This window comes from Geodermatophilus obscurus, assembly GCF_900143215.1.
GTDB lineage: Bacteria > Actinomycetota > Actinomycetes > Mycobacteriales > Geodermatophilaceae > Geodermatophilus > Geodermatophilus obscurus_A.
Map to the genome: position 1 here is coordinate 36,520 of NZ_FRDM01000025.1, position 20,169 is coordinate 56,688.

Annotated in this window: 20 protein-coding genes and 1 pseudogene; 16 read left to right on the forward strand and 5 right to left on the reverse strand. The window is 72.7% G+C overall.

From position 1 onward, the window contains the following. Positions 1-23 precede the first annotated feature (23 nt). From BUB17_RS18505 to glfT1, 4 genes are read left to right on the forward strand one after another with little or no spacing between them, the layout of a single operon-like run. On the forward strand, positions 24-1,886 hold the full coding sequence (locus BUB17_RS18505; RefSeq protein ID WP_072920158.1) for a glycosyltransferase: 1,863 nt from the start codon (positions 24-26) through the stop codon (positions 1,884-1,886). Positions 1,887-1,892: 6 nt separating this feature from the next. Next, the gene (gene wzm / locus BUB17_RS18510) at positions 1,893-2,762 is read left to right on the forward strand and encodes a galactan export ABC transporter permease subunit Wzm/RfbD (RefSeq protein WP_072920159.1); all 870 of its coding nucleotides are present in this window, start codon (positions 1,893-1,895) and stop codon (positions 2,760-2,762) included. 13 nt (positions 2,763-2,775) lie between these two features. After that, positions 2,776-3,537: a galactan export ABC transporter ATP-binding subunit Wzt/RfbE gene (gene wzt, locus BUB17_RS18515; protein ID WP_072920160.1), complete on the forward strand. Its 762-nt coding sequence runs from the start codon at positions 2,776-2,778 to the stop codon at positions 3,535-3,537. Then, positions 3,538-4,464 carry a galactofuranosyltransferase GlfT1 gene (gene glfT1 / locus BUB17_RS18520; RefSeq protein ID WP_072920161.1) on the forward strand — a complete coding sequence of 309 codons (927 nt, stop codon included), beginning with the start codon at positions 3,538-3,540 and terminating at the stop codon, positions 4,462-4,464. A gap of 161 nt (positions 4,465-4,625) precedes the next feature. Here glfT1 and BUB17_RS18525 read toward each other — a convergent pair whose 3' ends face one another. Then, positions 4,626-6,545: a glycosyltransferase gene (locus tag BUB17_RS18525; RefSeq protein ID WP_083606426.1), complete on the reverse strand. Its 1,920-nt coding sequence runs from the start codon at positions 6,543-6,545 to the stop codon at positions 4,626-4,628. Positions 6,546-6,550: 5 nt separating this feature from the next. Beyond that, positions 6,551-7,738 (reverse strand): UDP-galactopyranose mutase, encoded by a 1,188-nt coding sequence (gene glf, locus BUB17_RS18530; protein ID WP_072920162.1) that lies wholly within the window; start codon positions 7,736-7,738, stop codon positions 6,551-6,553. A gap of 171 nt (positions 7,739-7,909) precedes the next feature. Here glf and BUB17_RS18535 point away from each other — a divergent pair, with 171 nt between their 5' ends. Further along, positions 7,910-8,839, forward strand: coding sequence for a glycosyltransferase family 2 protein (locus BUB17_RS18535; RefSeq protein WP_072920163.1), 930 nt, complete (start codon positions 7,910-7,912; stop codon positions 8,837-8,839). Between the two features lies 1 nt (position 8,840). Further along, the gene (locus tag BUB17_RS18540) at positions 8,841-9,938 is read left to right on the forward strand and encodes a mannose-1-phosphate guanylyltransferase (protein WP_072920164.1); all 1,098 of its coding nucleotides are present in this window, start codon (positions 8,841-8,843) and stop codon (positions 9,936-9,938) included. On the opposite strand, the gene BUB17_RS18545 is transcribed toward BUB17_RS18540, so the two are convergent. Together BUB17_RS18545 and BUB17_RS28595 are read right to left on the reverse strand one after the other, a co-directional pair. Further along, positions 9,931-10,299 (reverse strand): Rossmann-fold NAD(P)-binding domain-containing protein, encoded by a 369-nt coding sequence (locus BUB17_RS18545; protein WP_141243089.1) that lies wholly within the window; start codon positions 10,297-10,299, stop codon positions 9,931-9,933. The two genes, BUB17_RS18540 and BUB17_RS18545, sit on opposite strands and share 8 nt — an antisense overlap. Beyond that, complete coding sequence (locus BUB17_RS28595) at positions 10,188-10,781, reverse strand: NAD-dependent epimerase/dehydratase family protein (protein WP_072920166.1); 594 nt, start codon at positions 10,779-10,781, stop codon at positions 10,188-10,190. The genes BUB17_RS18545 and BUB17_RS28595 overlap by 112 nt, the downstream gene beginning before the upstream one ends. 8 nt (positions 10,782-10,789) lie before the next feature. Here BUB17_RS28595 and BUB17_RS18555 point away from each other — a divergent pair, with 8 nt between their 5' ends. From BUB17_RS18555 to BUB17_RS28600, 4 genes and pseudogenes are all read left to right on the forward strand, one after another. Then, positions 10,790-11,521, forward strand: coding sequence for a glycosyltransferase family 2 protein (locus BUB17_RS18555; protein ID WP_072920167.1), 732 nt, complete (start codon positions 10,790-10,792; stop codon positions 11,519-11,521). Beyond that, the gene (locus tag BUB17_RS18560; RefSeq protein WP_072920179.1) at positions 11,518-11,877 is read left to right on the forward strand and encodes a DUF2304 domain-containing protein; all 360 of its coding nucleotides are present in this window, start codon (positions 11,518-11,520) and stop codon (positions 11,875-11,877) included. Before BUB17_RS18555 ends, BUB17_RS18560 begins: the two co-directional genes overlap by 4 nt. 386 nt (positions 11,878-12,263) lie before the next feature. Next, positions 12,264-12,584 (forward strand): hypothetical protein, encoded by a 321-nt coding sequence (locus BUB17_RS18565; RefSeq protein ID WP_072920168.1) that lies wholly within the window; start codon positions 12,264-12,266, stop codon positions 12,582-12,584. Positions 12,585-12,878: 294 nt separating this feature from the next. Continuing rightward, positions 12,879-13,019 (forward strand): annotated as a pseudogene (locus BUB17_RS28600) (transposase); the annotation flags it as partial. Positions 13,020-13,294: 275 nt separating this feature from the next. On the opposite strand, the gene BUB17_RS27945 reads toward BUB17_RS28600, so the two are convergent. After that, entirely contained in the window at positions 13,295-14,416 is a 1,122-nt protein-coding gene (locus BUB17_RS27945; RefSeq protein ID WP_244277366.1) for a hypothetical protein, read from the reverse strand. A 551-nt stretch (positions 14,417-14,967) separates the two neighbouring features. Here BUB17_RS27945 and BUB17_RS18580 point away from each other — a divergent pair. From BUB17_RS18580 to BUB17_RS28305, 6 genes are all read left to right on the forward strand, one after another. Further along, the gene (locus tag BUB17_RS18580; protein ID WP_072920170.1) at positions 14,968-16,110 is read left to right on the forward strand and encodes a glycosyltransferase family 4 protein; all 1,143 of its coding nucleotides are present in this window, start codon (positions 14,968-14,970) and stop codon (positions 16,108-16,110) included. Between the two features lie 80 nt (positions 16,111-16,190). Then, positions 16,191-16,961: an SDR family NAD(P)-dependent oxidoreductase gene (locus BUB17_RS18585; RefSeq protein WP_072920171.1), complete on the forward strand. Its 771-nt coding sequence runs from the start codon at positions 16,191-16,193 to the stop codon at positions 16,959-16,961. Positions 16,962-17,136: 175 nt separating this feature from the next. Beyond that, positions 17,137-18,771 carry a hypothetical protein gene (locus BUB17_RS18590; RefSeq protein ID WP_072920172.1) on the forward strand — a complete coding sequence of 545 codons (1,635 nt, stop codon included), beginning with the start codon at positions 17,137-17,139 and terminating at the stop codon, positions 18,769-18,771. Next, positions 18,687-19,697: a DNA-3-methyladenine glycosylase family protein gene (locus BUB17_RS18595; protein ID WP_244277368.1), complete on the forward strand. Its 1,011-nt coding sequence runs from the start codon at positions 18,687-18,689 to the stop codon at positions 19,695-19,697. The genes BUB17_RS18590 and BUB17_RS18595 overlap by 85 nt, the downstream gene beginning before the upstream one ends. A gap of 2 nt (positions 19,698-19,699) precedes the next feature. Further along, positions 19,700-19,828, forward strand: coding sequence for a hypothetical protein (locus tag BUB17_RS28300; RefSeq protein WP_280173890.1), 129 nt, complete (start codon positions 19,700-19,702; stop codon positions 19,826-19,828). 21 nt (positions 19,829-19,849) lie between these two features. Continuing rightward, positions 19,850-19,972 (forward strand): hypothetical protein, encoded by a 123-nt coding sequence (locus BUB17_RS28305; RefSeq protein ID WP_280173891.1) that lies wholly within the window; start codon positions 19,850-19,852, stop codon positions 19,970-19,972. Positions 19,973-20,169 lie beyond the last annotated feature (197 nt).

A 20,169-nucleotide genomic window follows, 5' to 3' on the forward strand; every position in this document is an offset into this window, starting at 1 on the left:
CGTCCTGAGGACTGCACAAGCCTATGACCACCACCTCCGCAGAGCCGCCCGTCGCCGAGACCGAGTCGACGCCAGGCGTCGCCGGGCTGGCGCAGCGCCTGCTGACGCTGCCGCCCGCACCGGGTCTGCCGGTCGAGCTGTACGCCAAGCGCCTCCGCGGCCACGTGGATCTGGGGCGCACCTCGTTCCGGCTCGCCCCGCACACGGTGCTGTCGACCAACACCTACTCCGGTCGCGTACCCGCCTCCTACTGGCAGCGCTGGACCGCCGTCCGGGAGATGACCTTCGAGGCGGAGACCTCGGGGGAGGGCCGCGTCGAGCTGTACGCCAGCGACCCCACCGGGGAGGAGCGGTTCCTCACCGGCGCCTCGGTGTCGGGGGAGGACCGGGTCTCGCTGACCGTCGCGCTCGACCGGTTCGTCGACGGCGGTGCCGTGTGGGCCGACTTCTCCACCGGCGACGCGGAGCTCCGCGTGTCCTCCGGCCGGTGGACGATCCCGCACCCGCCGCGACCGCGGGAGACCGCCGTGGTGATCTGCACGCACAACCGCCCCGCGGACTGCGTGAAGACCCTGCAGACGATGGCCGCCGACCTCCCGGCGCTCGACGCGCTCGACACCGTCTACGTCGTCGATCAGGGGGACAAGCGGGTCTCCGCGCACCCGGACTTCGAGCAGGTCTCCGCCGCCCTCGCCGGCCGGCTCCGCTACATCACCCAGGCCAACCTCGGCGGCGCCGGCGGCTTCACCCGCGGCATGTACGAGATCACCGGGGTGGAGTCCGAGCACCACGCCAACATCCTGTTCATGGACGACGACATCGTCCTCGAGCCCGAGTCGATCATCCGGATGACCGCGTTCGCCAACTCGGCGCGCGAGCCGGTGATCGTGGGCGCGCAGATGCTGTACGCGTTGCACCCCAAGCGGCTGCACACCGGTGCGGAGTTCGCCGACCTGGTCGCGCTGCAGGCGGGCAAGGTCGTCCCCGGCGCGTTGTGGAACGCCGACCTCACCGAGAAGAACCAGGAGGTGCGGGTCGACGCCGACTACAACGCCTGGTGGAGCGCGCTGCTGCCCTCGGAGATCGTCTCGGCGACCGGCTATCCGCTGCCGGTGTTCTTCCAGTGGGACGACATCGAGTACGGCTACCGCGCCCGCGAGAACGGCTTCACCACCGTCACCCTCCCGGGGGCCGGCGTCTGGCACGCCGACTTCACCTGGAAGGACCAGGACGACTGGTCGCGGTACTTCAGCATCCGCAACAGCCTGATCACCTCGGCGCTGCACACCGGGTTCGACAGCCGGTCGATCGCCGTCACGCTGTTCGGTCGCCTGGTGGCCTACGTCGCCGGGCTGCAGTACGGCCTGGCCGCCACCGTTCTCAAGGGGATCGACGATTTCCTCGCCGGCCCCGAGATCCTGGCCGACGGCGGGCAGCGGGTCCTCGGTGAGGTCCGCGAGCTGCGCAAGGCGCACCCCGAGACGGTGAAGCACGACGCCGCGGAGGTCCCCGGCGTCCCGCTGCGCGGAGAGTCCATCGCGCGGGGCCTGCCCGACCCGTCGGCGTTCCGCGCAGTGCTGGCCAAGCGCCTGCTGTGGCAGCTGACCGGGCGCACCGCCGGCTCGGCGGCCGTCACCGCGGACGACGCCCAGTGGTGGCACGTCTCCCGGTACCGCCGGGCGATCGTCACCGACGCCTCGCAGGAGGGCGTGCGGGTGCGCGACCTGGACCGCGACCGGGCCGTCGCGCTGCTGCGCCAGAGCGCCGCGGCCTGCTACCGGCTCGCCCGGCAGGGCCCGGCCGCGGCGCAGCAGTACCGCGACGCGCTGCCCCAGCTGACCAGCCGCGAGAACTGGCGGCGCCTCTTCGGCGCCGACGCCGAGTAGGCCGGCATGTCGACGAGCGGCACCACCACGACCCCCACGCCGGACATCCCGCCGCACGTGCGGCCGCCGGGGCGGGACTTCCGCTCCGCCTTCCGCGACCTGAGCCGCGGCTGGGGACAGCGGGAGCTGTGGCTGCAGCTGGGCTGGCAGGACATCCGCCAGCGCTACCGGCGCTCGGTCCTCGGCCCGATGTGGATCACCATCAGCATGGCGGTCACCGCCATCGCGCTCGGGATCCTCTACTCCGCGCTGTTCGGCCTCGAGCTGGCGGTGCTGCTGCCGCACGTCCTCGTCGGGATGATCGTGTGGACGTTCATCTCCGGGTGCATCAGCGAGGGCTCGGAGGTCTTCGTCGCCAACTCCGGGCTGATCACCCACCTGCCGGCGCCGATCAGCATCCACGTGTACCGGCTGGTGTGGCGCCAGACGCTGTTCTTCGCCCACAACCTGATCGTCTACGCCGTCATGCTCGTCTTCTTCCCGCAGCCGTTGCGGTGGACCGACCTGTCGGCCTTCCCGGCGTTCGGCCTGCTCGTCGTCAACGGCATGTGGGTGGCCCTGCTCATCGGCATCATCAGCACCCGGTTCCGCGACCTGCCGCCGGTGACCCAGAGCGTCGTCCAGCTGCTGTTCTTCCTGACCCCGATCGTCTGGATGTACGACGTCCTGCTGGACAACCCGGCCGTCGCCGAGCGGGCACGGTTGGTCGAGCTCAACCCGCTGTTCCACTTCGTGGAGCTCATCCGCCGGCCCATGCTGGGTCAGGACCAGGAGTGGCGCACCTGGTTCATCGTCATCGGGATCGCCGTGGTCGGCTGGGCGATGACCCTGCTGGTCATGCGGCGCTACCGCAGCCGCGTCGCGTACTGGGTCTGAGGAGAGCAGCACCATGGTGAGCATCGACGTCCGCGACGCGAGCGTGGACTTCCCCATCTTCGATGCCAAGTCGCGGTCCCTGAAGCACACCGTGCTCGGTGTGGTCGGCGGCAACGTCGCGGCCAACGAGCGCAAGGTCGTCGTCATCGAGGCGCTGCACAACATCAACCTGCACGTGTCCGAGGGCGACCGGCTGGCGCTGGTCGGCCACAACGGCGCCGGCAAGTCCACCCTGCTGCGGCTGCTGTCGGGCATCTACGAGCCCACCAGCGGCCAGGCCCTGGTCCACGGGCGCGTGGCGCCGGTCTTCGACCTCGGCGTCGGCATGGACCCGGAGATCTCCGGCCTGGAGAACATCCTCGTGCGCGGCCTGTTCCTCGGGATGAGCCGCAAGCAGATGGAGGCCCGGGTCGACGACATCGCCGAGTTCACCGAGCTCGGCAACTTCCTGCACATGCCGCTGCGCACCTACTCGACCGGTATGCGGGTGCGGCTGGCGCTGGGCGTCGTCACCAGCATCGACCCGGAGATCCTGCTGCTCGACGAGGGCATCGGCGCGGTCGACGCCGCGTTCCTCGAGCGGGCCAAGGGGCGGCTCAAGGACCTCGTGGACCGCGCCGGCCTGCTGGTCTTCGCCTCGCACTCCAACGACCTGCTCAGGCAGCTGTGCACCTCTGCCCTCTGGATGGAGCACGGCACCATCCGGCAGCAGGGGCCGCTCGAGGAGGTCCTCGACGCGTACCAGGGCCGCGAGCACGCGGCCTCGGGGGGCTGAGTGTCCGAGGCGGCACCGCGGACGCCCACCCGTCCTGACGACGAGCGCGTCGTCGCGGTCATCGTCACCCGGCACCGGCCGGAGTCCCTCGCGCAGGCGCTCAAGGCGCTGGCGGTGCAGACCCGGCCGGTCGACTCGGTCGTCGTGGTCGACAACGGACCCGACCAGCCGGCCGAGGAGGTCGTGCGGGCCAGCGGGCTGCCGCACACCTACCTGCTGTCGCAGGCCAACCTCGGCGGTGCCGGGGGCTTCGCCCTGGGGATGCTGACCGCCCTGGCCGAGGGCGCGGACTGGGTGTGGTGCGCCGACGACGACGGCCGGCCCGCCGACGAGCACGTGCTCGCCACCCTGCTGTCGGTGGCCCGGGAGCGCGGGCTGGCCGAGGTCTCACCCGCCGTCGCCGACATCGACGCACCCGGCAGCTTCGCCTTCCCGATGCGCTCGGGGCTGCGCTGGAAGGGTGAGCGCGATCGCCTCGGCGGCGCCGACTTCCTGCCCGGCTACGCCTCGCTGTTCAACGGCGCCCTGTTCGCCGCCGCGACCCTCGCCCAGACCGGCGTGCCGGACCTGCGGCTGTTCGCCCGGGGCGACGAGACCGAGATCCACCGCCGGCTGGTGCGCGCCGGGCTGCCCTTCGGGACGGCGCTGCACGCGACCTACCTGCACCCCAACGGCCGGGACGAGTTCAAGCCGATCCTCGGGGGGCGGCTGTCCGCGCAGTACCCCGATGCCGACTGGAAGCGCTACTACACCTACCGCAACCGCGGGTACCTCATGCGCCAGCCCGGGATGCGCTGGCTCTTCCCGCTGGAGCTGGTCCGCTTCTCCTGGTTCTTCCTGGTGACCCGGCGCGACGTCGCCGGGTACCGCGAGTGGCTCCGCCTGCTGCGGGCCGGCCGCCGCGAGCGGTTCACCCCCGCGGCCTGACGGCCCGCGCACCCGCACCGCACCGACGACGGCGGGGCGCCTCCCCCCGGGGAGGTGCCCCGCCGTCGTCGTGTCGTGCGCGGTCGAGGGTCCTCCCGGACGCCGAACGGCCCGGCACCCCTCGCGAGAGGGGGCCGGGCCGTCCGGGCGGAGCCGGTGGGTCACGCCTCGAAGACGCTCTCCCAGTTCTTCGCCGAGGTCAGGTCGGCGTAGGAGTCGCGGTACTGCTGCCTGGCGCGGGGGAAGCGCCGGGCGATCTCCAGGTTGAGCCGCACCGACTCCCGGGCCAGCCGCCAGAACGTCGCCGGGTCGCGGCGGCGCACCGTGACGCCCCGGCCGTCGGCCGTGGCGACCGAGGCGCTGTCCAGCTGCGCCAGCACGAACCACTGGGCGTCACGGGCCGGCAGCTCCACCTGGGGCCGGCCCTCGGCGTCCTGGACCGGCCGCACGTTGTTGCGCAGCGCCTGCAGCGCGGCGCGGACGATGGCGCGTTTGGCCACCGGCGGGTGCACCATCCCCTCGGTCGCGTCCTGGCCCATCTGCGGCAGCGGGATGCGGGCCCGCTCGGTGATGACCTGACCGTCGGAGTACCGCGCCCGCTCGGCACGCACCTCGGCCAGCACGCCGGGCAGCTGCCGGAAGAGGTCCTGCGGGCCGGCGAGGAAGTCGCGGTAGGCCTTCAGGTGCAGCGCGACCGCGGAGTACTCCAGCCGGAACAGGTGCCGGATGTCGGCCCGGACGTTCCCGCGGACGATGTCCTCGGCCCGCTTCAGCGGGCTGTGCAGGGCGGCCACGATGAGCTGGTTGCGCGCGTGGAAGTACGCCTGCCAGTCGGTCGCGTCGTCCTTGTCGGTCCAGGACAGGTGCCAGATCGCCGCGCCGGGGAGGGTGACCGTGCGGTACCCGGCGGCGCCGGCCCGCATGCCGTACTCCGCGTCGTCCCACTTGATGAACAGCGGGAGCGGCAGCCCGATGTGCTCGGCCACCTCGCGGGGGATCAGGCACATCCACCAGGCGTTGTAGTCCACGTCGACCCGGCGGTGCAGGTGCCGGGCGTCGCGCAGCGAGTGGTGCGCGAAGTCGTGGCCCACCGCGGCGTAGGGCGCCGAGCGGTACTTCATGAGCCGGCGGTCGACGCTCTCGCCCATGGTGTGCAGCACCGAGCGGTCCTGCAGGCTCAGCATCTGACCGCCGACGAGGGTGGGCTCGTCGGTGAACCGGGCGAAGGTCAGCGCCCGGTGCAGGCTGTCTGCCTCGAGCTGGACGTCGTCGTCGAGGAAGACCAGGTGCGTGGCGTCGGTGGTCGTCAGCGTCTCGTGCATGGCGCGGGCGAAGCCGCCGCTGCCGCCGAGGTTGCCCTGCTCCACCAGGTGCAGGCGGTCCCCCAGCTGGTCGGCCACCTCGGGGAACGAGGCCTCGTCGCGCACCTTGAGGTTGCCCTGGTCGGCGACGACCACCGCGGCCAGCTCGGCGTCGAGCACCGGGTCCGCGGCGACCGTCTGCAGCGCGGCGACGCAGTCGACCGGGCGGTTGAAGGTGCAGATGCCGACGGCCAGCCGGCCCGGGCGCAGCGGCTCCCGGTCGGCGTACCAGCCGGCGTCCTCGATGATCGTGCCGTCGTCGGCGGTGACGTCGAACCAGTACCAGCCGCCCTCGACGAAGGGGGTGAGGTCCAGGTCGAGCTCGACCGTCCGGCCCTGCCCCTCGACGGTGGTGCCCAGGGCGTGCAGCACGTCGCCGTTGCCCTTGGAGCGGTACACGTCGATGCGGCAGGTGCCGGAGATGCGCAGCTGCAGCGTGACGCTGGTCAGGGAGGTCCACCGCCGCCAGTAGCCCGCCGGGAAGGCGTTGAAGTACGTGGCGAAGGAGACCTCGTCACCGGCCGAGAGGTGCCCGGTCGACCGGGAGGCGACGTGCACCTTCTCGGACCGGACCTCGTCGAGGTAGAGGGCGCGGACCTTGCGCGGGTCGGCGCCCCGCGGCATGAGGACCCGCTGGAGGAGGGTCACGGCCCGGCCGGGGGCCAGGTCGTCAGCGGCCAGGTCGGCCACCACGTCGGGGGACACCGCAGTGGTCGTCATCGGGTTCAGTCCTCCAGGCGGCCGTCGAGGGGGCCACCCTCGGCGAAGAACGGGCGGATGCGGTTGTCGAACATGGTCAGCGCCGAGCCGATCGCCATGTGCATGTCGAGGTACTTGTAGGTGCCCAGGCGCCCACCGAAGAGGACCCGCTTCTCGGCGGCCTCCTTGGCGGCCAGCTCGCGGTAGCGCTCGAGCTTGGCCCGGTCCTCGGCGGTGTTGATCGGGTAGTACGGCTCGTCGCCGGTCTGGGCGAAGCGGGAGTACTCGCGGACGACGACGGTCTTGTCCGTCGGGTAGTCGCGCTCGGGGTGGAAGTGCCGGAACTCGTGGATCCGGGTGAAGGGCACGTCCTCGTCGGCGTAGTTCATGACCGAGGTGCCCTGGAAGTCGCCCACCGGCAGGACCTCGGTCTCGAAGTCCAGCGTGCGCCAGCCGAGCTCGCCGGCCTCGTAGCCGAAGTACTTGTCGATCGGGCCGGTGAAGACCGTCGGCACGTCCGAGGGCAGTTCGTCGCGGACGTCGAAGTAGTCGGTGTCCAGCCGCACCTCGATGTTCGGGTGGTCGGCCATCCGCTGGAGCCAGGCGGTGTAGCCGTCCTTCGGCAGACCTTCGTAGGTGTCGTTGAAGTACCGGTTGTCGAACGTGTAGCGCACCGGAAGGCGGGCGATGACCGCGGCGGGCAGGTCGGTCGGGTCGGTCTGCCACTGCTTCTTCGTGTAGCCGCGGATGAAGGCCTCGTACAGCGGGCGGCCGATCAGCGAGATCGCCTTCTCCTCGAGGTTGGCGGCCTCGGCGGTGTCGATCTCGCCGGACTGCTCGACGACGAGGGCGCGGGCCTGCTCGGGCGAGAAGCTCTTGCCGAAGTACTGGCAGATCGTGGCCAGGTTGATCGGCAGCGAGTACGTCTTGTCCTGGTAGATGCTGAAGACGCGGTGCTGGTAGTTCGTGAACTCGGTGAACTGGTTGACGTACTGCCAGACCCGCTCGTTGGACGTGTGGAACAGGTGGGCGCCGTAGACGTGCACCTCGATGCCGGTCTCGGGCTCGGGCTCGGAGTAGGCGTTGCCCCCGATGTGGCTGCGGCGGTCGATGACCAGCACGCGCTTGTCCAACTGGGTGGCGACCCGCTCGGCGACCGTGAGGCCGAAGAACCCGGAGCCGACGACGACGAGATCAGGACTGGCTTGAGTCACGCTTGGCGACTGTACCGGCGCAGAACGGCCCTTCCCGGGTGCAACGGGCATGGTTGTGACGGGCCCGTCCCCCTCGTCACACCGGTCTCCTGGAGCCCCACGCGGCGCGCCCGTGCGGACCTCGGGGTGCGTGCGGCGACGGCAGCTCGGGCTGCTCGTAGGGTTCCCCAGGTGAGCGGACCACCACCGACCGTCCCCCTCCGCGTGGTCGCGGTGACGTACTCGCCCGGCGAGGCCCTGGAGGGCTTCGTGGAGTCGCTGGCCGAGGCCACCACGCGGCCGGTCGAGGTGGTCCTCGCCGACAACGGCTCGACCGACGGCGTCCCCGAGCGCGCCGCGGCCCGCCACCCGCACGTCCGGCTGCTGCGCACCGGCGGCAACATCGGCTACGGCGCCGCGGTCAACGCCGGGCTGGCCGGGCTGACCGACGGGTACGCCGTCGTCGCCAATCCCGACGTCCGCTTCGACCCGGGCTCGGTCGACGAGCTGCTGGCCGTGGCCACCCGGTGGCCGCGCGCGGCCACCGTCGGCCCGGCGATCCGCACGCCGGAGGGCGAGCTCTACCCCTCGGCCCGCGACCTGCCGCGGCTGTCCACCGGCGCCGGGCACGCGCTGCTCGGCTGGGCCTGGCCGGGCAACCCGTGGACGGCGCGCTACCGGCGCGAGCGCGAGGCACCCCGCGAGCGCCCGGCCGGGTGGCTGTCGGGCTCCTGCCTGCTGGTGGACGTGGCGGCCTTCTGGTCGGTCGGCGGCTTCGACCCCGGCTACTTCATGTACTTCGAGGACGTCGACCTCGCCGAGCGGCTCACCCGCCGCGGCTGGCTGCACGTCTACGCGCCGTCGGCGGTGGTGGAGCACGAGGGTGGGCACGCCACCCGGCGCCAACCGCACCGCATGCAGCGGGTGCACCACACCAGCGCGCTGCGCTACCTCTCCGGGCAGTACCCGCTGCGCCGCCACGCCCCGCTCCGGCTGGCCCTGCGCGCCGGGCTGGGCGGCCGGATGCTGATCTCCTACGTCAGCGGCCGGGTCGCTGCCGGGGCGCCGTTCCAACGCCGAGCCGAAGGGGTGGGCCGGGCGGCCCGCCGGAGGAGGACCTGACGTGCGACACGCGGTGATCATGGCCGGCGGCTCGGGGACACGGCTGTGGCCGCTGTCGCGCAGCGGGCGGCCCAAGCAGCTGCTCGACGTCGTCGCCGGCGGGGACGGCGGCGCGCACAGCCTGCTCGCCGAGGCCTTCGCCCGGCTGGAGGCGGTGCTGCCCGCCGACCGCATCTGGGTCTGCACCGCCGCCCGCTACGGCGAGCAGGTGCGCGCCGCCCTGCCGCGGCTGCACCCCGACCGGCTGGTGCTCGAGCCGGTCGCCCGGGACACCGCCAACGCCGTCGGCCTGGCCGCGGCCCTGGTCGCCGACGTCGACCCCGACGCCGAGCTGGCCGTGGTCAGCGCCGACCACGTCATCCGACCGGTCGAGCGGTTCGCCGCGGCGCTGACCACCGCCTACGACGCCCTCGCCGCACGGCCCCGCTCGCTGGTGACCCTGGGCATCCGGCCCACCGCGCCGGCCACCGGCTTCGGCTACGTGCAGCGCGGCGCGCCGACCGAGGTGCCCGGCGTCGCCGAGGCGGCGTCCTTCCGCGAGAAGCCCGACCGCGCCACCGCCGAGGCCTACCTCGCCTCGGGGCAGTACCTGTGGAACTCGGGCATGTTCGTCTGGCGGGCGTCCACCGTGCTCGACGCCCTCGCCGATCACCTGCCCGCCACCGCGCAGGGTCTGGCGCGGGTCGTCGCCGTCCCGGTCGGGCCGCGGCGCGACGCCGTCCTGGCCGAGGTCTTCCCGGCACTGCCGAAGATCAGCGTCGACTACGCCGTCCTGGAGCCCGCGGCGACCGAGCCGGGGCGCGTGCTGGTCGCCGACCTCGACGTGGACTGGCTCGACGTCGGGTCCTGGCCCGCGCTGGCCGCCACACTGGGGACGGTCGGTGAGAACGCCGTGCGGGGGCTCGCGGTGACCCTGGACAGCAGCGGGAACATCGTCTTCAGCGACGACTCGGAGCACCTGATCGCCCTGGTGGGGGTGCGCGACAGCGTGGTGGTGCACACCGCCGACGTGACGATGGTGTGCCCGGTGCGCGAGGCCGAGCGGGTCAAGCAACTGCTGGACGCGGTCGTCGCTCAGGCGGGCAGCCGCTTCACCTGAGGTCCGCTCGGCGCCGGCTGCGGGCCCGGTCGACCGTCGCTCGCAAGCCGTCGGTCAGCGGGACCGGCACGAGGTCGGGGAAGAGCGCGCGCAGCCGGCTGTCATCGGCGCGCGAGTGACGGACGTCTCCAGCGCGTGGCGCGTGGAACTCGACCTCCGCCCGCTGGCCGCTGGCCGACTGCAGGAGCTCGATCAGCTGCAGCAAGCTGGTCTCGGTGTTGAGTGCGACGTTCACCGGCTCGGGGTGGCTCAGCCGCCGGAGCGTCGCGTCCAGGAGGATCTCGCACACCGTCCCGACGAAGACGAAGTCCCTCGTCTGCTGGCTGTCGCCGAACACCTGCAGGCGGCGTTCCGCGAGCACGGCGTCGACGAACAGGGGGACGACTGCCGCGTAGACGTGGTCCGCCGGCTGGCCGGCCCGTAGACGTCGAAGAAGCGGAAGGCGACCGTCTGGACGTCGTAGCAGGTCTGGTAGGTCAACAGGTACTGCTCGGTCGCCAGCTTGCTGACGGCGTACGGGCTCAGCGGCCGGACGCACTCGCGTTCATCCTCGAGCGGGGCCGGGTTGGACCCGTAGACGGCGCTCGAGGAGGCGCCGACGACCTGACGACCTGCTGTACCCCGTGACGCGGCAGGCCTCCAGGAGCAGGAGGGTGCGAGACGTCGTTCGGTGTGTCCACCTGGGGGACTGTGGAAGGCTCCGTGAGCGCGCGGCTGCGGGGCGTGATGTGCGGGTGGACGCCGGTCCGCGGACGCGCCGGCTGGGCCGCATGTGACGGCAGGGGAGTGAGAGGTGCGACTCAGGGCCGAGCGCGTGGGCGGGACGCCGCATCCCCCTACCATCAGCAGCGATGAGTACACACGGGGTGAGCGCGCAGCCGCTGGGCGGCGACCTTCCTGAGACGGCAGTGGTGATGCCGGTCTACAACGAGGCGACCGTCGTCCGAGGCGTCATCGAGGACCTGGTCGGGCTGGGCCTGACGGTCATCGCCGTCGACGACGGCAGTTCCGACAGTTCTGCCGCCGAGATCGACGCGGCCGGCGCCATCCGGGTGTCCCACCCGATCAACCTGGGGCAGGGGGGTGCGCTGCAGACCGGCGTGGAGGCTGCTCTGCGGTTCACCGGCGCCAAGTACGTCGCCACCTTCGATGCCGACGGACAGCACCAGTCGGCGGACCTGGTGGGGATGATCTCGAAGGCGGAGGAGGGGGGCTACGACGTCGTCCTGGGCTCGCGGTTCCTCGACGGCAAGACCGAGATGAGCGGGCTGCGCAGGCTCATCCTCAAGACCGCGACGAAGGTGTTCAACCGGGGGAGCGCACACAAGCTCACCGATGCACACAACGGGTTGAGGCTGGTCACCCGGGACGTCGCTGCACGGATCAACCTGGTCTTCGCCGGGATGGCCCACGCCAGCGAGCTCGAACAAGAGCTCACACAGTCGATCTACCGGGTGGCCGAGTACCCGGTCCACGTCCTGTACACGGAGTACTCCCGCTCCAAGGGGCAGCCGCTGTTGAACAGCGTCAACATCCTGGGGGACATCCTGGCCCACCGAGTGGGCACGTGGAGCCGGGCGTGATCAAGTTCCTGCTCGTACCGGCGGTCGCGCTGGCCGTCGTCCTCTCGCTGCGCTCGCGGGCGTCGCTCCGCGGCCAGGCGCGTCGCAAGCTGGTCGCGGGGCTGACCGTCGTGGTCGGGGTCTTCGCGGTGATCTTCCCCGACATCCTGCAGGCGATCGCCGACGTCGTCGGCGTGGACCGCGGGACGGACTTCCTGGTCTACGTCCTGGCCATCGTGATCATCTATCTCGTGGGCAGCACGAGCGTTCGTTTCCGTGAGCAGGAGTCGCGGCTGACGCGGTTGTCGCGACAAGTGGCTCTGGCCGAGGCGGAGGCGCGGCTGGTGGCGCAGGGCCGGCAGCCCGGCCGGCCCTGACCTCCGTCCTCGGCCTCGTTCGGAGGGATGTCGCGGATCCCTGCCCGGCCTCCTGCGCGACATGCCCTGCGCTCGACTGCTCTGACTGAGCGACGGGAGAGACGACGCCTCCTGGGTCCTCGTCTGGGCGAGGAGCCGGCTACTGGTCCGCTGTCGCCGCTCCCTGCCAGCGCCGCGTGCTCCTCGTCGACCACGTCGCCGACCAGCCCTCCGCGGACGGACACCGGCGCGTGGCCGCGACGACCGGGCCGGCCGGGACCTGACAGCGGTGTGTCGGTTGGTTGACGGCTGACGGCTGACGGCTGACGGGTGGCGGAGTAGTCCGCCCGGTGTGCGGGCGTTTTCGAAGGATCTCCGGGCGCGGGTGGTGGCGCGGTCGATGCGGGATGACCCAGTCGCAGGTGGCGGCACGCTTCGAGGTGTCGCGCCGGACCGTGGAGCGCTACCTGGCCCGTCGGCGGGCGACCGGCAGCCTGGCGGCGAGCGAGCAGCGGCACGGGCCGGAGCCGACGGTGCGCCGGCGGCTGCACGCGTGGCTGACGGCTCGGTCGGACGCTCCAGCGGATGCCACGCTGGCCGAGCACGTGGCCTGGTTCGTGGCTGCCGGCCGTGAGCCGGTGTCGCTGGCGAGCATGTCGCTGGCGATCGCCGGCCTGCCGCCCGGGCCCGGCATGGAACTGACCCCGGGCCGGCGGGGCGGCCGTTGAAGCAAGAAGCCCGAACGCCACCGAGCGCGACGAGGACGCGCGCGCGGAGTGGCGGGAGCAGGTGGACACCATCGATCCGGCGCGGCCGGTGTCCGTCGACGAGTGCGGCATGCACATCGCGATGACCCGCCGGCGGGCCCGCGCACCTCGCGGCGTGCGTGCGCGGGGAGCGGTGCCGCGCAACCGCGGGCCGGTGACCACGCTGCTGGCCGGGGTGAGCCTGGGCGGCATGCGTCCGGCGATGACGGTGGAGGCGGCACCGACACCGCGGTGTTCGCCACCTACCTGGAGAAGGTGCTGCTGCCGGCGCTGTCTGCGGGAACGGTGATCGTGGTGGACAACGTCGGGGCGCACCAGCCCGAGCGGATCCGCGCGCTGGTCGCCGCCGCCGGCTGCCGGCTGGTGTTCCTGCCGGCCTGCTCGCCGGACCTGTCCCCGGTCGAGGAGGCCAACAGCTTGATCAAGGCGCTGGTCAAGCCGGCCGCCGCGCGCACCCGGGCGGCGCTGGGACGCCGCCATCGCCGTCGCACTGGCCGCAGTTACCGCCGTCGCCGCCGCCGGCTGGTTCTCCCACGCCGGCTACCCCACCCGCCAAGCCGCCTGAGAACCGCCGTCAGGAGCCAAGCACCGGCGATGCCGAGGGCGGGACCGAGACGCAGCGCACGGCCGCGTCGGACGCGGTCCGGACGCGGCGGATCACGGAGGGGTCCTCATGGGAGCGACGGGCCGCTGTGGGCGGGCCGGACACCACGTCGGGCGCTGAGGATCAACAGCAGGAGCCAGATCACGACCGTGGACGCGCTCGTGGCGACGAAGCACCACACCGCCCCTGGCAGTCCGGCGAGGAGGGCGCCCACCACTGGGAGCAGGATGGCGAAGACCGTGTGGGTGGCGCGCCCGATGATCAGGCGCCGGTGACTCACGTGGATGCGAGCGAGGATGTTGAGGATGTACGTCATGACCTGGAAGGTCACGAACACGCCGCAGGGCAGCGCGAAGTGGCGGAGTTCGGTCAACACGGGGCTGAACGGCAACGCGATGGGGACGAGGTAGGTCAGCGCGGCATGCGCGGCGGCCCCCACCGAGGCAGAGAGGGTGACCGCTGTCGCGACCGCCTGTGTACTGACGGCACGTCGCAGCGGCAGTTGCGAGAGGTTCGGTCGGATCGGATCGATGAGCAGCTGGATCGGGACCGAGAGACTCGACACGCTGCGGTAGATGCCGAAATTGTGGAGGCCGAGAGTGGGGGCCACGAGCATCGGGGTCGCCACGGCTCCGGCGTCCATGAGCAGCGACTCGCCGAGCAGTGACCGCACCGTCGTCCGGTTCCTCCGGTACCAGGCAGTCGGGCCACCGTCGCGGAATGCGCCAGGTAGGTAGAAGGCCGCGGAGGCCAGGCCGGAGAGCGCCCAGGCCAGCAGCAGAGCCGTCAGCATTGCTTGATCGGCCACGTGCAGCACGACCAGGGCCCCGAGGAACCCGACCACCGCGATGCCGTCGGACAGCAGGACCGCGTGCGGCCCTCTGACGCCGGCCTGGTAGTAGCGCGCCGCCTGACGGTACAGCGAGGCCCCGACCCCGACGGCCATGGCCGATGCCTCCACGACCGAGTGGAACATGAGCAGGCCGACCAGCAGCGTCACGACGGCGGACGTGCCGCTGATGGCTGCCAGGGCCCCGGTGTAGTTCGCCCAGCTACCGGCCGTCATCCCTGCCGTGCGCAACCGCGCCCACGTGTCGCACACCCCGGACAGTGCGATGGACCAGCCCTGAGCGAAGACCAGGTAGACGAGCGAGAACACGCTGTAGTCGTGCACCTCGAGCAGGAACACGGCGAGTACGGGGACCACAGCCGCGCTCAGGCCACCGAGGATCGATGAGGCTGCGAGCGCTGTCCTGGTAGCGGCGCGCTGGCTCTTGGCGCCTGGGACCGACCCGTCCTCCGTGCACTCGGGCGGTCTGGTGGATGGGTTCAGCACGAAGCAGTCGCTTCTCGGTCGCGCTGCCGCGGCACGCGCGACGAGTTGAGAGAGGACATGAGCTCATTTCGGATGGCGCGTGCCGACGGGATCTCGTGAAGTGAGATGTGAGCCGTGACCGCGGGTGCTGTGCCGTGGTGACGCTACCTGCCCTCCCGGATGCGGGCTGGCGCGCGGACTCGCCCCTGGGGCTGGTGAGGTCAGTGCGTCTGCGGATTCGTAACGTTCGGTGCTTCGTTGGTTACAGTTTCTCCGATGGGTGCCGGGAGCGCTCGGCCCGGGTCCTCGACCCGGTTCGGGTCCGGGGCGTCCTGACCGGCGGTCGCGGCCGCATCCGACCGGCGGGGCTCCTCGGCGGCGGGGTCCGGGAGGAAGAGCCCGACTGGCCTACGGGAAGGACTGTGATGAGAGCACTCATCGCCGCTCCGTTCTATCCCCCACATCCCGGGGGCATCGAACGTCACAGCGCCGGCGTCGCGGCCGAGCTGCGCCGCCGTGGGTGGGAGGTCGACGTCGTCCACTGCGTGACGGAGGGGGAGGCCGCCGGCCGGGCGCTGGGCCCGAACGGGGAGAGGTTGCTCGCCCTGGAGTCGCGGCTGGTCGGCGGCCGGTTGCCGTTCCCCCGGCGCACGGAGCGCAACGCGGCGGTCATCGACGAGATCCGGGAGACCTCCTACGACTTCGTGCTGATCCAGTCGCATCTCTTCGTGTCCAACCTGGTGGTGGCGCGCGCGGTGGGGTCCGCTCCCAGGATCTGGCTCAACCACGGGTCCGCCCACGTGGCCACCGGCCATCCGGTGGTGGACAGGTGTGTCGCCGCTTACGAGCACGTCCTGGCCGGCAGGCTCAGGCGGGTCGTCCCCACCGTGGCCGGCGTCTCGACGGAGGCCGCCGCCTGGGTCTCGCACATGCGCGTCGACGCGGGCTCGAGCGTGGGCAACGCGGTGGCCCGGGTGTCCCCGCCGCGCCGAGGCCGGCGCGAGGGGCCGTTGCGCGTCGTCTCCGTCGGTCGGCTCGAGCCGGCGAAGGGGGCTCTCGAGGCCGTGCGGGTCGTCGACGGCCTCCCCGCGTCCGCGGAGGTCGAGCTCACCGTCTGCGGCGGTGGCTCGATCGCGGCCCGGGTGGCGCGGGAGGCCCGGGCGTCGCGGAGGCGCATCGTGACGACCGGCCCGGTACCACACGAGGAGGTCCAGGCTCGCCTCGTCGACGCCGACGTGCTCCTGCTGCTCTCCGACTCCGAGGGGTTCCCCACGGTCCTGCTCGAAGCCGGTGCTGCGGGTTGCGCGGTGATCACGCACCCCGTCGGGGGCACCGCCGAGGTGCTCCGGGACGGAGGTGGCTGGCGCGTCGCCGACGTGCAGGCAGCGGCGGCCCGGCTCGGTGAACTCGCCGCTCGGCCCCAGCTGGCCACGGAGGCCGGGGAGGTCCTGCGGCGCACGGTCGAGTCGACCTACACCTGGCCTCCGGTGGTCGACCGCCTGCTGCGCCTGGCCGGCGTCCGCGGTGAGGCGGCTGCTCCGTCCTGCACCGCGTCCGCGCGCTCCTGACCGCGCGGGTTGTCGCGATCCGCGCGTCGGTCACCCGCCCGGTGCGCGTCACGCCGGGGTGATCGCTACCGTCCGCCTCCATGAAGCGTTTCGACGTCGCCGCTGTCGTGTCCGGTGGGGCCTCCGGCCTCGGGGAGGCCACCGTCCGGGCGCTGGCCGCGCGAGGTGCGGCCGTGACCGTCCTCGACCTGCAGGAGGAGAAGGGGCAGCAGCTCGCCGCCGAGCTCGGCGGGCAGACCGCCTTCGTGCGCACCGACGTGACCGATGCCGACTCGGTGCAGGCGGCGGTCGAGCGGGCGGCGGGCGGGGAGCGGCCGCTGCGCGTCGCGGTCAACTGCGCCGGCATCGGCTGGGCCCAGCGCACGGTGGGCAAGGGCAACGTGCCGCACGACCTCGACCCGTTCGTCCGCACCGTGATGGTCAACCTGGTCGGCACCTTCAACGTGCTCCGGCTGGCCGCCGCCGCGATGGCGGCCACCGAGCCGGACGAGGACGGCGAGCGCGGCGTCGTGGTGAACACCGCTTCGATCGCCGCCTACGACGGGCAGATCGGGCAGGTCGCCTACGCGGCGTCCAAGGGCGGCATCGTCGGCCTGACCCTGCCGGCGGCCCGCGACCTGTCGAGCGTCGGCGTCCGGGTCTGCACCATCGCCCCCGGCCTGGTGGACACCCCACTGCTGGGCAGCCTGCCGCAGGAGGCGCGGCAGGCCCTGGCGGCCGGCATCCCGTTCCCCAAGCGTCTCGGCCGGCCGGCGGACTTCGCGCAGCTGGCGCTCGCCATCGTGGAGCACGGCTACCTCAACGGCGAGGTCATCCGGATGGACGGCGCACTGCGGATGGCGCCGCGCTGACCCAGCGCCCGCCCGTGCACGCACGAGCCCGGTGAGGCGGGTGGTGCGGACACGGAGGTGGGTCCGGCGCGGCGCCGCCGGATCCACCTACAGTCGCTGCCCGGTGCCGCTGACGGGCGGCGCCCGGAGGTGATGGCCGGCGGAGCCGTCCACCACAGGGAGCGGTTCTAGACGCATGGCGAACACGACCACCACGGCCACCGACCCCGCGCCGGGGCACGCATCCGGCCGGCGCCGCGCGGTCCTGTCGGGGCTGCGGGGTGCGGTCGAGCGCTCCTGGCCCTCTCGGCACTGGACGGCGACCCTCCTGGTCCTCGGCACGGTGCTCTGGATGGGCAACGGGCTGGCCTTCTACCCGGGCTTCATGTCCTTCGACTCGGTCATGCAGCTGGGGCAGGCGCTCGACCTCTCGACCGTGGCCGACTGGCACCCACCGGTCATGACGGCGCTGTGGTGGCTGCTCATGGCGCTGACCGGCGGCAGCGTCGGCAGCATGCTCGTCGCGCAGCTGGGCCTTCTCTGGGCGGGCCTGACCCTGCTGGCGGTCCACGTCTTCCGGCGCAGCGGTCGCAGGCTGCTCTCGCTGCTGCCGCTGCTGCTCGGCGTGCTGCCCCACGTCGCCAGCATGTCGGCGGTGATCTGGAAGGACGGCCAGCTCGCGTTCGCGCTGCTCGGCGCGGTCGTCCTGCTGATCTTCGTCCGCCGCGGGGTCGACCGCGCCTGGGTGCGCTGGTGCGCGGTGGCCGTCGCCGTCCTGCTGCTGGCCTACGCCGGGGCGGTGCGCTACAACGCCCTCCCGGCGATCATCCCGCTGCTGTTCCTCCTGACCTGGCCCGGGATGCGGCGGGCCCGGCGGTACCGGGTTGCACTCGCCGCCGCCGTCCTCGCCGGCGCGCTGGTGGCGACGCCGGTCATCGACGCCGTCCGCCCGGTGGAGGAGACGCACCCGGCGGCGAGCATCATGCTCGACGACGTCCTGCACCTCTACACCGTGGACCAGCTGCGGTCGGCCGATGTCAGCCCGCCGCTGCGCGACTACCTGGTCACGCTCGCCACCACCTGTCCGCCGGAGACCCGCGACGTGAACTACACGTGGCGGTGCGCCAACACGACGGGGACCATCCCGTCGGCCTTCCTCACGCACGCCGACGAGCTACGGGACCTCTACCTGCGCGGAATCGCCGAGCAGCCGCAGGACTACGCCGGGTTCCGGCTCCGCGTGTTCGGGAAGTTCCTCCACACGCCGCCCGAGGAGGTCTTCGTCTCCTGGCTCACGATCGGCGACAACCCGTACGGGCTGGTGTTCGAGCCCAACCCGGCGTCGCGGGCGCTGGAGACCTACGTGGGTGTCACGGCACGGAACTTCGGCTTCGTCTACATGCCCTGGGCCTGGCTGCTGGCGGCGCTCGTCGTGCTCGCGCTGGGCTGGCGGCGGCGGGCGTCGGCGGAGCACGCCGGCGTCGTGCTGGCCCTGGCGGCGTCCTCGGTCCTCTACGTCGTGACCTACCTGCCGATGGTGATCGGCTACGACTACCGGTACGTCTACTGGCCGACCATCGCCGTGAGCGTGGCAGTCGTGCTCCTGCTGCTGGACCGGCGGACGAGGGAGGCGAGCGCGGGCTCCGGGCCGGCGGATCCCTCGGGGCTGCCGGCCGACGACCTGACCGCGCCGATGGACCTCCGCCCGGTCGGGCAGCCGGTGCCCGCGCCCGGCGCTCCCACGGCATGGGCAGGGGCAGACCCCGGTCCTACGCTGCCCCCAGCGCGGGTGGTGCCCGCGCGGCCCTCTTCCCCAGGGAGCACGACCTGACCAGCACCACCCTCGAGGCCCCGCCGTTCGAGGACGTCTGGCGGCCGGACTGGCCGCTCGACGTCCGGCGGACCCTCTACCCGCACCAGCGCAGCACCGGCGACCCGGCCCTGCGCCACGACGACGCGGGCTGCTGGCGGACGGTGAGCACGCCCGACGGGCCGGCGACGGTGCACCTGACCGTCTGGGGCGGCGAGGTCCGGGTCGCGGCATGGGGGCCCGGCGCCGAGCGTGCCGGGTCGGCGGTGCCGGCGTGGCTGGGCGCGGAGGACCGGCCGGAGGAGTTCGAGCCCCACGGGCACCCGCTGCTCACCCGCGTGCACCGCGCCTCGCCGTGGTTGCGGCTGGGGCGCACAGGGCGGACCTGGGACGCGCTGGTGCCCGCCGTGCTCGAGCAGAAGGTGACCGTCGTCGAGGCGCACCGCGTGTGGCGGGCGCTGCTGCGGCTGGCCGGCGAGCCGGCGCCGGGCCCCGCCCCCGAGGGCATGCGCGTGGTGCCGACCCCCCAGCGGGTGCTGGCGGTGACCGACTGGGAGTGGCACCGCTGCGGTCTGGACGGCGCCCGCCGCCGGGCGCTGCGGGCCGTGGCCAGCGTCGCCGCCCGGCTGGAGCCGGAGGAGGCCGTGGACTGCCTGGACCTGCAGCGCCGGATGCAGATGGTGCCGGGCATCGGCGTCTGGACGGCGGCCGAGGTGGTGCAGCGGGCCTTCGGCTGCCCGGACACGGTGAGCTACGGCGACTACCACCTGAAGAACCTGGTCGGCTGGTCGCTGGCCGGCCGGAGGACCGACGACGACGGGATGATGGAGTTGCTCGAACCCTGGCGGGGGCAGCGCCAGCGCGTCGTCCGGCTGCTGGGCATCGGCGGGAGCCGCCCGCCCAGGCGCGGCCCCCGCAACGCCCCGACCGACCACCGCCGGATCTGAGGATGGTCTCCACCTCCACCGGTTCCGCGCCCGAGCTGCTCGACACCGACCCCCGCGGGGACGACGCCGGACGCGCGTCCCGGCGGCCCGCCGCCCTGCTGCTGTTCGCTCTCGTCGTCGCGGTCACGTAGGCGTGGCGCTGGTGGCACGAGGTGCCGACGTGGCACATGGACCCCGGCGCCCGCGAGCAGCGCTTCCCGGTGGCCGTGCGCGATCCGGGCGCGGGCACCACCGTGCTCACCACCCGCGACGTCTCAGCCTGGATCCACCGCTGACGATAGGAGCGCATTCCGGGAGCGGCCTTTGGCGCGCCGGTGACCTGCGCGGATGCTCTTTCCGGCGCCCTTTCGGGGTTGCATCTGCGGGATGCAGGTCCGGTGTGCGCCTCTCGCGAGCGTTGTCGCAGGTCGGCGGCGCGTCCCGAGCCTCAGGCGCCCCCACTACACAAGATCAACGGTGGATCCGGGCTCAG

Excerpts from the sequence above, each read along its gene's own strand:
- BUB17_RS18505 (WP_072920158.1), top strand. The coding sequence starts at position 24 with ATGACCACCACCTCCGCAGAGCCGCCCGTCGCCGAGACCGAGTCGACG.
- wzm (WP_072920159.1), top strand. The coding sequence starts at position 1,893 with ATGTCGACGAGCGGCACCACCACGACCCCCACGCCGGACATCCCGCCG.
- wzt (WP_072920160.1), top strand. The coding sequence starts at position 2,776 with ATGGTGAGCATCGACGTCCGCGACGCGAGCGTGGACTTCCCCATCTTC.
- BUB17_RS18525 (WP_083606426.1), bottom strand. The coding sequence starts at position 6,545 with ATGACGACCACTGCGGTGTCCCCCGACGTGGTGGCCGACCTGGCCGCT.
- BUB17_RS28595 (WP_072920166.1), bottom strand. The coding sequence starts at position 10,781 with ATGGTAGGGGGATGCGGCGTCCCGCCCACGCGCTCGGCCCTGAGTCGC.
- BUB17_RS18555 (WP_072920167.1), top strand. The coding sequence starts at position 10,790 with ATGAGTACACACGGGGTGAGCGCGCAGCCGCTGGGCGGCGACCTTCCT.
- BUB17_RS18565 (WP_072920168.1), top strand. The coding sequence starts at position 12,264 with ATGACCCAGTCGCAGGTGGCGGCACGCTTCGAGGTGTCGCGCCGGACC.
- BUB17_RS18580 (WP_072920170.1), top strand. The coding sequence starts at position 14,968 with ATGAGAGCACTCATCGCCGCTCCGTTCTATCCCCCACATCCCGGGGGC.
- BUB17_RS18585 (WP_072920171.1), top strand. The coding sequence starts at position 16,191 with ATGAAGCGTTTCGACGTCGCCGCTGTCGTGTCCGGTGGGGCCTCCGGC.
- BUB17_RS18590 (WP_072920172.1), top strand. The coding sequence starts at position 17,137 with ATGGCGAACACGACCACCACGGCCACCGACCCCGCGCCGGGGCACGCA.
- BUB17_RS18595 (WP_244277368.1), top strand. The coding sequence starts at position 18,687 with ATGGGCAGGGGCAGACCCCGGTCCTACGCTGCCCCCAGCGCGGGTGGT.
- BUB17_RS28300 (WP_280173890.1), top strand. The coding sequence starts at position 19,700 with ATGGTCTCCACCTCCACCGGTTCCGCGCCCGAGCTGCTCGACACCGAC.